The 9,185-nt window shown below is 49.1% G+C and carries 8 protein-coding genes and 1 tRNA gene; 5 read left to right on the top strand and 4 right to left on the bottom strand.

The genetic code is table 11. From position 1 onward, the window contains the following. Nucleotides 1-409 precede the first annotated feature (409 nt). The 4 genes from J0895_RS18985 to hisF all read right to left on the bottom strand — a co-directional run bounded on the left by J0895_RS18985 (nucleotide 410) and on the right by hisF (nucleotide 3,931). A complete protein-coding gene (locus J0895_RS18985; protein WP_207089573.1) occupies nucleotides 410-1,699 on the bottom strand; it encodes a Glu/Leu/Phe/Val family dehydrogenase in 1,290 nt (429 codons plus the stop codon). A 585-nt stretch (nucleotides 1,700-2,284) separates the two neighbouring features. Next, nucleotides 2,285-2,357 (bottom strand) — tRNA-Ala (locus J0895_RS18980). Between the two features lie 154 nt (nucleotides 2,358-2,511). Further along, the gene (locus J0895_RS26835) at nucleotides 2,512-2,817 is read right to left on the bottom strand and encodes a hypothetical protein (protein ID WP_207089572.1); all 306 of its coding nucleotides are present in this window, start codon (nucleotides 2,815-2,817) and stop codon (nucleotides 2,512-2,514) included. A 343-nt stretch (nucleotides 2,818-3,160) separates the two neighbouring features. Further along, the gene (gene hisF, locus J0895_RS18970; RefSeq protein WP_207089571.1) at nucleotides 3,161-3,931 is read right to left on the bottom strand and encodes an imidazole glycerol phosphate synthase subunit HisF; all 771 of its coding nucleotides are present in this window, start codon (nucleotides 3,929-3,931) and stop codon (nucleotides 3,161-3,163) included. Nucleotides 3,932-4,085: 154 nt separating this feature from the next. Here hisF and petP point away from each other — a divergent pair, with 154 nt between their 5' ends. From petP to J0895_RS18945, 5 genes are all read left to right on the top strand, one after another. Further along, nucleotides 4,086-4,283: a cytochrome b6f subunit PetP gene (gene petP, locus J0895_RS18965; RefSeq protein ID WP_207089570.1), complete on the top strand. Its 198-nt coding sequence runs from the start codon at nucleotides 4,086-4,088 to the stop codon at nucleotides 4,281-4,283. 98 nt (nucleotides 4,284-4,381) lie between these two features. Then, on the top strand, nucleotides 4,382-5,479 hold the full coding sequence (locus J0895_RS18960; RefSeq protein ID WP_207089569.1) for a Get3/ArsA fold putative tail anchor-mediating ATPase NosAFP: 1,098 nt from the start codon (nucleotides 4,382-4,384) through the stop codon (nucleotides 5,477-5,479). A 23-nt stretch (nucleotides 5,480-5,502) separates the two neighbouring features. After that, nucleotides 5,503-5,652: a hypothetical protein gene (locus tag J0895_RS18955; protein ID WP_207089568.1), complete on the top strand. Its 150-nt coding sequence runs from the start codon at nucleotides 5,503-5,505 to the stop codon at nucleotides 5,650-5,652. A gap of 47 nt (nucleotides 5,653-5,699) precedes the next feature. Beyond that, on the top strand, nucleotides 5,700-6,767 hold the full coding sequence (gene chlG, locus J0895_RS18950; RefSeq protein ID WP_207089567.1) for a chlorophyll synthase ChlG: 1,068 nt from the start codon (nucleotides 5,700-5,702) through the stop codon (nucleotides 6,765-6,767). 150 nt (nucleotides 6,768-6,917) lie between these two features. Beyond that, nucleotides 6,918-9,173, top strand: coding sequence for a transglycosylase domain-containing protein (locus tag J0895_RS18945; RefSeq protein WP_340643551.1), 2,256 nt, complete (start codon nucleotides 6,918-6,920; stop codon nucleotides 9,171-9,173). The last annotated feature ends 12 nt before the right edge of the window (nucleotides 9,174-9,185 follow it).

The raw sequence follows: 9,185 nt of genomic DNA, 5'->3' as shown, positions 1-9,185 counted from the left end.
TTTTTTTTGAAAAAAGTCTGGAAGTCTTGCCTGACAAAGGTTTTAGAATAGAAATTTTTTAAAGAATTGAGGGATAACCTCGAACTAAGGAAGACTTCCCTGAGTAAAATTGCTCAATCCCCAGATAGAGGAGGGTCCGATCGCGGTTCTTTCTCAAGGTAGTTTTTGGAGAAGAGCGATCGCCTTGAGGATGAAACCTTGGCTAGAGGGGATGAACTGGATTCAAGGATCCTAGAATAGCCGGTTCTATAGATATAGATATAGATAAAGGCCGATCGCCTTGGGGATGAGACCGACGTTCCAAGGACCCTCAACCGGGCGTTTCTATGACGTTTCTCTATATATATAGAAGTAACCGCAAAAAACCCCGGCCTCCATCTGGAGACCGGGGTCTATGGTAATCCTCAGATTATGGATATAGACCGCGATCGCGTAAAGCCTCAGCCACGCGCCCTACTCCCAACATATAGGCCGCTTGTCTCAAGGGAATCTGGCGGTTTTGGGCTAGTTCGCTGACTCGCTGATAGGCTTGCACCATCAACCCTTCCATTTCCCGGTTGACCCGTTCCTCATCCCAAAAGATGTAGGATTGACCTTGGACCCATTCCAAATAACTGACCACCACGCCCCCGGCGTTGGCTAAAATATCCGGGAGGACGGTGATGCCTCGGGCTTCTAGGAGGCGATCGCCCATTAAAGTAACCGGCGCATTAGCAGCCTCTGCCACAATTTGCGCTTGGACCTGCTCGGCATTTTCCTCGGTAATTTGGTCTTCTAGGGCTGCTGGAATCAGCACATCACAGGGTAGGGCCAATAATTCGGCGTTAGTAATGAGTTCGGCGTCGGGAAATCCTGCCAAACTGCCTTTATTTTCTCGGGCATATCCTTCCAGTGCAGGAATATCTAATCCGTTTTCGGCAAAAAATGCACCGGAAACATCAGACACGGCGATAATCTTGGCACCGGCTTCATGGAGTAACGCGAATGCTGCCGCACCAACTTTACCAAACCCTTGAATCGCAATCCGGGTTTGGGATAAGGTTTGTCCCCGTTCGATTAAGGCTTCCCGGACCGTAATCATCACACCCCGTCCCGTTGCCATAGCCCGACCTTTGGAACCGCCGATGGATAACGGTTTTCCCGTGACAACTCCCGGGACGGCATGACCGACATTCATCGAATAAGTGTCCATCATCCAAGCCATTTCTTGGGAGGACGTACCAATATCTGGGGCTGGAATATCGATCGCCGGTCCAATATCTTTAATCAGTTCGCTGGTGTAGCGTCGAGTAATCCGTTCTAATTCACGAACAGAGTAACGATGGGGGTCGATCGCAATGCCGCCTTTGGCCCCCCCGTATGGAATTCCGACTAAGGCACATTTCCAGGTCATCAGCATAGCTAAGGCGGATAATTCCTGTAAGGTAACCGCTGGATGATAACGAGTTCCGCCTTTATAGGGTCCTAGAACGTCACAATGTTGGACTCGATGTCCGGCGAGGACTTGGACTTCGCCATTATCTAAGAGTACGGGAATGGAGACAGTGACGACTTTGCGCGGTTGTTCGAGAATCCGCAAGATGTTCGGATCCATTTCTAAGGCCAGGGCTGCTTGTCCCAAGTAGGTGCAGGCGCGGTCATGGGGACAAATGTAAGCCGGGGAGGGGGAAATTTGTGTTAAGGGCGTTGATAAAACCATAGATTTATAATTTGGGGAATGAAGGGCGGATCAACTCGGTGATCCCGCGCCCGGTTTTAGCCATACGATTCGCGGATGGAGTGGCGCGGGATGTCAGCACGCTGTGATTAATTTCCTTGTTATTCGTAGCCTAACCGAAAAATCTCTATAAATTGTAAATTTAGTATAAATTGTAACAGTTTTATTATGAAAATTTGATATGTCTTTCGACCTAAGTATTAAGACTGACTAAACTCAGGGAGCAAAGGGCGATCGCCTGATTTAATTCAGTACAATGACGGCCCGTGTAGATTGGGGATCGCGATTGGGATAAACATAGAGTCATAGGGATCGCGAGAATCGAGGTTCTCCCTGGATCTCGGTTTGTAATGAATCTTGTTCTTTTTTGCTGAGGTTGCTGCTGCGGATCTACAGGTGCGATCGCCCCTAGGATGGGTTTAGGATGGGTTGATGACTGGGAACAATCGGGACTGTAGTCCCTGTGGCTATTGCTAAATTTAGGGGAATTTTTGATTCTCAAAGCGCGCAAATTGAGAAAAAAAAGAGGGACACAATACATTACTGTGTCCCTCTTTCTGATTTATATGGAGCTAAGCGGACTCGAACCGCTGGCCCCCTCAATGCCATTGAGGTGCTCTACCAACTGAGCTATAGCCCCGTTCAGCGCTTTATTATATTGGCACGAACCGGATTAATTTGTCAACTAGGTTAGTCAAAAATTGTCCAAATTTTCTGCGGTAGTCTGCTGATCGTTGCGGTGAGGCAATTTCATGCGGGATAACCCCTGTTGAGCGCCCCCTGAAAATTTAGGGCTATGGCAGCAGTGGGGCGCGATCGCTGGTTTCATAATAATCTATCGTCCCCGTTTCTATCCAAGGATTAACACTTACCGCGCTGGTGGAAGTGTAATAAGACTCCAGCACTCCTCGATTCGCCATTTCTCGGACATACAGCATATAGTCGCCCATCAGGAAATAGACGGCCATCATTGCTGCCGCAGCCATTGCGACCAAGGTCCCTGCCAGCATCAGCGAAAATTCACTTTTATCGACGGCTTGCTGCATCAGATGCAGGGACCAGGCCACCAAAGCTATGACGATTATGAGGATCAGAATCATAACTTTACATATATTCCCCCATTACTTTACATATTTTAACATCCTCTCAGATTAAGTGGGGAGAGCTACAGAAAAAATCCCACTCCTATCCATTCGAGAGGAGGGGGAACCCAAATCCCTGCTGAGTAAGGATTAGAAGGCAATTTGCCGAGACAGACAGCGCCGGTTATATCGTAAACCTTAAGACTATATTCATACTTCCGAGAGAAGGCAAAGACTTAAGGGGGAATTAATGGCTGAGTGCCGATCGCGTTAGAGATGAAGTCAGAATGGCCGATCGCTAATTCTGGCGGCCTTCCGGTGGGCCGGGACCACCGGAGTTTAGAGCAGTTTGGACTCCCCTTTACAATTGACGGATGGGGACTTGTCGTTCGGCGAGGTAGGTTTTAATCTCAGAAACGCTGAGTTGGCCGTAATGTAATAAAGAGGCCAGCAGGGCCGCTTCAGATTGGCCTGTGGTAAGGGCTTCATAAATATGTTGGCAGTTCCCGGCACCTCCGGACGCAATCACCGGAATTTGCACTTGTTGGGCTATCGTGCGAGTTAGTTCTAAGTCATAACCTGCTTGAGTACCGTCGGCATCCATACTGGTGACGAGTAATTCTCCACATCCGCGTTGTTCGACTTCTTTTGCCCAGGCGATCGCATCGATGCCAGTATTTTCACGGCCCCCGCGTACATACACATCCCAACCGGGATTTTCTGGATCCGTGCGACGGCGGGCATCAAGAGCCACGACAATACACTGATTCCCAAAGCGATCGCTGGCTTGATTAATAAAATCTGGGTTTCGCACCGCTGCGGAGTTGATGCTGATTTTATCAGCCCCGGCTCTTAACAATTTTTTAATGGTTTCTAAGGATTGGATCCCGCCCCCGACGGTCAGAGGGATAAAAACCTGTTCGGCAGTGCGGTAAACCACATCAAAAATAATATCCCGGTCCTCATGAGTGGCCGTGATATCCAGAAACACCAACTCATCGGCACCGGCTTCATTGTAAACCTGAGCCAGTTCTACGGGGTCTCCGGCATCCTTAAGGTTGACAAAGTTAATTCCCTTGACAACACGACCGGCTTTGACATCTAAACAGGGTAAGATTCGTTTGGCAAGCATGATGAGTTCGGTTAGGGGACTAGAGAAGACTGAAGGAGCAACGGATCAAGGCAGAAAATTCCTCCCTCAACCTTTGTCCAAAGGCTTCATAATCAGCGGCAAGCACTGATAAACTGTGGAATGGTTAAATCAGAGGAAACCCACAGGATTTCAAATGAAAATCGGTCAAAAGGTCAAAGTTACCCGCCTCAGAGAAAGATTGTCGGCTGATCTGGTCGCCAAAATTAAAACCAATCCCGTCGGCACCATCAAAGATTTTAAAATGACGGATGCCAGCGGTGTTGGAGTGGTGGTTCAGTTGGAGAGCGGAATCACGGCTTGGTTCTTTGAGGATGAAGTCGAAGCCCTATAAGGGGGGCGATCGCGGTGGGAACAGTGGGGAAACCAACCTGTCACTCCCGCGATCAACCATTAACATAAGAAAGGTTCAGGGGAAACCAACAGAAACAAATGGCCTTAATTTTGACCTTTTTAGGAAAAGGTGGGACTGGAAAAACGACCGTCGCGATCGCCGCTGCCAAAAGATTTGCATCCCAAGGTAACCGCGTGTTGCTCGTCGGCCAAGATAGCAGTCCCGCTTTTAGTTTACTCGTCGGTGCGACCGTCACCTGCGATCCCATAGAAATCGGCGCTAACTTCAAAGCAGTACAGCTAGAATCATCGGTACTCCTCCAACGCAGTTGGCAGCAAGTGAAAGATTTGGAAGCGGAATACCTTCGTACTCCCTTTTTTAAGGAGGTCTATGGCGAAGAATTGGGAGTATTGCCGGGGATGGATAGCGCTCTGGCACTGAATGCCCTGAGAGAGTATGATGCCAGCAATCAATATGATGTGATCGTTTACGACGGCAGAGGGGATAAAGATACCCTCCGAATGCTGGGAATCCCCGAGATTTTAAGCTGGTATATTCGCCGCTTCCGAGGGGTGTTGGCGGAATCGGAACTGGGTAAAGCGCTTTCGCCTTTTGTGCAACCTGTCACCAGTACGGTGTTTAATACCGGCTGGTCCTTGGATAATGTCGGGGGTAAACCGGCAGAACAAGCGACGGATTTATTGGAACGGGGGAAACAATCTGTGGGTGACCCCAATCGGGTGATTGCTTACTTGGTGACGACGGGCGATCGCCCTGGGGTGGAAACCAGTCGCTATCTGTGGGGTAGCGCTCAACAAGCGGGTTTAACCGTAGGCGGATTGATTTGTAATTTAACCCCAGTTACCGATGAAGTGGTGGAACAATTTGCACCCCTGCCGGTGACTTCCATTCCACAGATGGAGGGGAACGATTGGCAACCCCTGATGGATGCCTTGCCAGACTTCAAGAAACCAGCAGGTGTCCCCCAACCGATTGAAGTTGACCGGGTAAACAGTCAGGTGAAATTATTTTTGCCCGGATTTGACAAAAAACAAGTCAAGCTGACGCAATATGGCCCAGAAGTGACGATTGAAGCTGGGGACCAACGGCGTAATATTTCGTTGCCTGCGGAGTTAAAGGGGAAAGCGGTTAAAGGGGCGAAGTTTCAGCAGCAATTCTTAATTATTTCGTTTTAACGGGTTTTAAGTTGTTTTAAACGGTGCGATCGCCCGTTGGAGAGGTGACGGTTGGACTGGAGACATCCGACGGGCGATCGCCTTACGGAGTTGAGATTGTCGGGATTGAGAATTTGAAAAATGCAGAGGGGTTAAGGCGATCGCCTTGCTGCCACTCCGTCGTTAACCCATAATCAATTAGACTGATTACTTAACCAACCGAAACTCTCCCAAGTCTGATATGTCTAACCCCCCTACCTCTGAGTCCAATCTGTCCAACTCTCCCGATCGCGTTCCACCTTCAGAGGCTGCGACTTCACCAACACCCACCCCAATTGCTGACCCTGAGTCATCCAACCGCAATGCTAGAACTCGGCAGATGTTGGGGATGAAAGGGGCGGATGTCCAGGAAACATCCATTTGGAAAATTCGGCTGCAATTGATGAAACCGATCACCTGGATTCCCTTGATTTGGGGGGTGGTCTGTGGGGCCGCCGCTTCTGGTAACTACGAATGGAAGTTAGAGCATATTTTAATTGCAGCCGCTTGTATGTTGATGTCTGGCCCTTTGCTGGCAGGCTACACTCAAACCATTAATGATTTCTACGATCGCGATTTAGATGCGATTAATGAACCTTATCGGCCAATTCCCTCTGGGGCGATCGCTGTCCCTCAAGTGATTAGCCAAATTTGGGTGTTGTTACTGGCAGGTATTGGCGTCGCCTACGCCCTAGATATTTGGGCTGGTCATGATTTTCCCACGATTACCGCCTTGGCAGTCGGGGGTTCCTTTGTTTCTTATATTTATTCTGCACCGCCCCTGAAACTGAAGAAAAATGGCTGGTTAGGAAACTATGCCCTAGGTGCCAGTTATATTGCCCTGCCTTGGTGGGCGGGACAAGCCCTATTTGGGGAAATTGGACCGAAAATCATGGTGATCACCCTGATTTACAGTATGGCGGGATTGGGAATTGCGATCGTCAATGACTTTAAAAGCGTGGAAGGAGATAAGCAACTGGGTTTACAATCCTTACCTGTGATGTTTGGGATCGGGACTGCCGCTTGGATCTGTGTCCTGATGATTGATATCTTCCAATTGGGAATCGCGGGATATCTGATTGCCATTCACCAAAACCTGTATGCAGCTATCCTGATTTTGCTGGTGATTCCGCAAATTACCTTCCAGGATATGTATTTTCTTCGGAATCCTTTGGAAAATGATGTTAAATATCAGGCATCAGCCCAGCCGTTTTTGGTGTTGGGAATGTTGGTGACGGCCCTGGCGATCGGTCATGCCAGTATAATTTAGCGGCGATCGCTGGAAATCCCTGTGCTAGAACGCTGCCGGAACGCCTAGGTTCCGGCTCAAAAAATAACCGGAATTTTAATGCAAATACTGATCCCAAGCTCTAAAATAAAACCCAATAAGGCTCGGTAAGTGGCGGTGAGAGGAGTTGACGTGGCTAAATTTATTTCCAAGCTCAAAAATATCTCCAGGAAATTCGGGAGTGCAACCGGGACCCAACCCAAAAAACTGGGGGATTTGCGCCAGCAAAACCAAGGCGATCGCCCAGGGGTTGACCCTTCAAACCGGACCGCTATTCCCGGGTCTCCCCTCAGTTTAGCCCCAGGAGAGGGGGGTAGACCTTTGGAACCCAGGGCGATCGCCCCAGGGGAGAATCCCTCGGATCCCGATAAACCCTCCAAAGCTCGTAAACCGGCTAGAAATATTCTAGCCACCCTCAAACGCCTCTGGGTTAAACCCGGGGGAAAACCCCTCTATCGTCGTCGGATCTTTTGGGTGGGTTTGGGCGTTGTGGTCGTCAGTAGTACAGCCGGGACCCTCACCTGGGTTTGGTGGCGAATCGATCGCAGTTTACCGGATGTCTCAGAAGTCTTTACCTTCGTCCGGGATGGGACGTTAACTATTACCACTGAAGATGGCTCTATTTTGCAGCAAATCGGACCGGCAACCCGCGACAAGCTGAGAATGCAGGACATCCCCCCACCCCTAGTCTCCGCCTTCATCGCTTCTGAAGACAGCCGATTTTATAAACATGGAGGGTTGGACTATCAAGGGTTACTGCGGGCAGCGATCGCCAATATCCTCGCTAGAGAGGTGGTTGAAGGGGGGAGTACCATTACCCAACAACTCGCCCGCATGGTGTTTCTGACTCAGGAACAAACGGCAGGACGGAAAATTCGGGAGGCATTTTTAGCTGGAAAAATTGAGAAAAACATGAGGAAGCAGCAAATCCTCGAACGCTACCTGAATTATGTTTATCTCGGTTCGGGTGCTTATGGGATTGCGGATGCGGCTTGGGTTTATTTTAGTAAGTCTGTGGATGAATTGACCCTGAGTGAAATAGCGATGATTGCTGGATTGCCACCGGCCCCTTCAGCTTACTCGCCTTTAGTCAGTCAAGAAAATGCCCGAGTCCGCCGCAATATTGTTTTGCAGCGGATGACTGAATTGGGATACATTACAGCCGAAGCAGCGGCGGCAGCGAGAGAACAACCTCTACAGGTGCAAGCAAGCGCGCCAAAACGACTCAAAGTTGAAGCGCCTTATTTTACTTCTTATATTCAGAAAGAATTGCCGAAGTTGGTGTCAAAAGAAGCCCTGGAAATGGGTGGATTGACGGTGGAAACTACCATTGATCTCAACTGGCAGAAAATGGCTGAAAAGGTGGTGAAAGAAGCGGCAGAACTGGATGGACCTGGCCAAGGATTTGAGCAGGCGGCATTGGTGGCGATCGCCCCAGATACTGGGGAAATTAAAGTGATGGTGGGGGGGCGATCGTTTCAGGAAAGCGAATTCAATCGGGTGACTCAGGCACAACGTCAACCGGGTTCGACTTTTAAAGGGTTTGTCTATGCTGCTGCGATCGCTGCCGGTTGGTCTCCCTACGATGGCTATGAAGATGCCAATTTTAAAGTTGATGGTTACAAACCGCGCAACTATGGCGGCAAATATCGCGGTTGGGTTTCCATCAGCGATGCCTTAACCAATTCTATTAATGTCGTCGCCGTAAAAGTCTTAATTGATATTGGCTTTGAACCCACCATCGAACTTGCTAAAAATATGGGAATCAAGTCAAAACTTGACCCAATTTATTCCTTAGCCCTCGGCGGATCTGAAGTTAATTTACTGGAACTAACCAGCGCCTACGGCACGATCGCCGCTGAAGGAAAATATCATGAAACCCACGGCATCACCCGCATTATTGATCGCCGAGGCAAAGCCATTTACCAAGGGAAATCTCAACCCAAACAAGCATTAGATCAAGAAACCTCTGCGATCGTCACTTGGATGTTAGAACCCGTCGTCCAATATGGCACTGGTTCAGCGGCGCAGTTAGGTAATCGTCCCGTTGCCGGAAAAACCGGCACCTCCGACGAAGCGCGAGACCTCTGGTTTATTGGCTATATTCCTCAATTAGTTACTGGAGTTTGGCTGGGCAATGATGATAGTTATCCCACCTGGGGAAGCAGCAGTACCGCCGCCTTCACCTGGCGTCAATTCATGGAAAAAGTAGTAGAAGGAATGCCAGTTGAGGAATTTCCGGAAATTCCCGAACGCTTAGATGGACGCGAAAAGTTTATCAAAACAAAGCCGGTTACTCCGAATAGTATTTTCTATGGAGATACCACTCCAGATAATGCTCAAAAGGGTTCTGCCAATGCTGGAGATTATTCTGATGGATATTACTAACTAGGCAGATGA

Origin of the sequence: Phormidium pseudopriestleyi FRX01, assembly GCF_017313335.1 — a bacterium.
Lineage (GTDB): Bacteria > Cyanobacteriota > Cyanobacteriia > Cyanobacteriales > Laspinemataceae > Laspinema > Laspinema pseudopriestleyi.
Note: the sequence above shows the minus strand (reverse complement) of the source record. Positions and strands in the feature narration are given on the sequence as shown.

Excerpts from the sequence above, each read along its gene's own strand:
- J0895_RS18985 (WP_207089573.1), bottom strand. The coding sequence starts at position 1,699 with ATGGTTTTATCAACGCCCTTAACACAAATTTCCCCCTCCCCGGCTTAC.
- J0895_RS26835 (WP_207089572.1), bottom strand. The coding sequence starts at position 2,817 with ATGATTCTGATCCTCATAATCGTCATAGCTTTGGTGGCCTGGTCCCTG.
- hisF (WP_207089571.1), bottom strand. The coding sequence starts at position 3,931 with ATGCTTGCCAAACGAATCTTACCCTGTTTAGATGTCAAAGCCGGTCGT.
- petP (WP_207089570.1), top strand. The coding sequence starts at position 4,086 with ATGAAAATCGGTCAAAAGGTCAAAGTTACCCGCCTCAGAGAAAGATTG.
- J0895_RS18960 (WP_207089569.1), top strand. The coding sequence starts at position 4,382 with ATGGCCTTAATTTTGACCTTTTTAGGAAAAGGTGGGACTGGAAAAACG.
- chlG (WP_207089567.1), top strand. The coding sequence starts at position 5,700 with ATGTCTAACCCCCCTACCTCTGAGTCCAATCTGTCCAACTCTCCCGAT.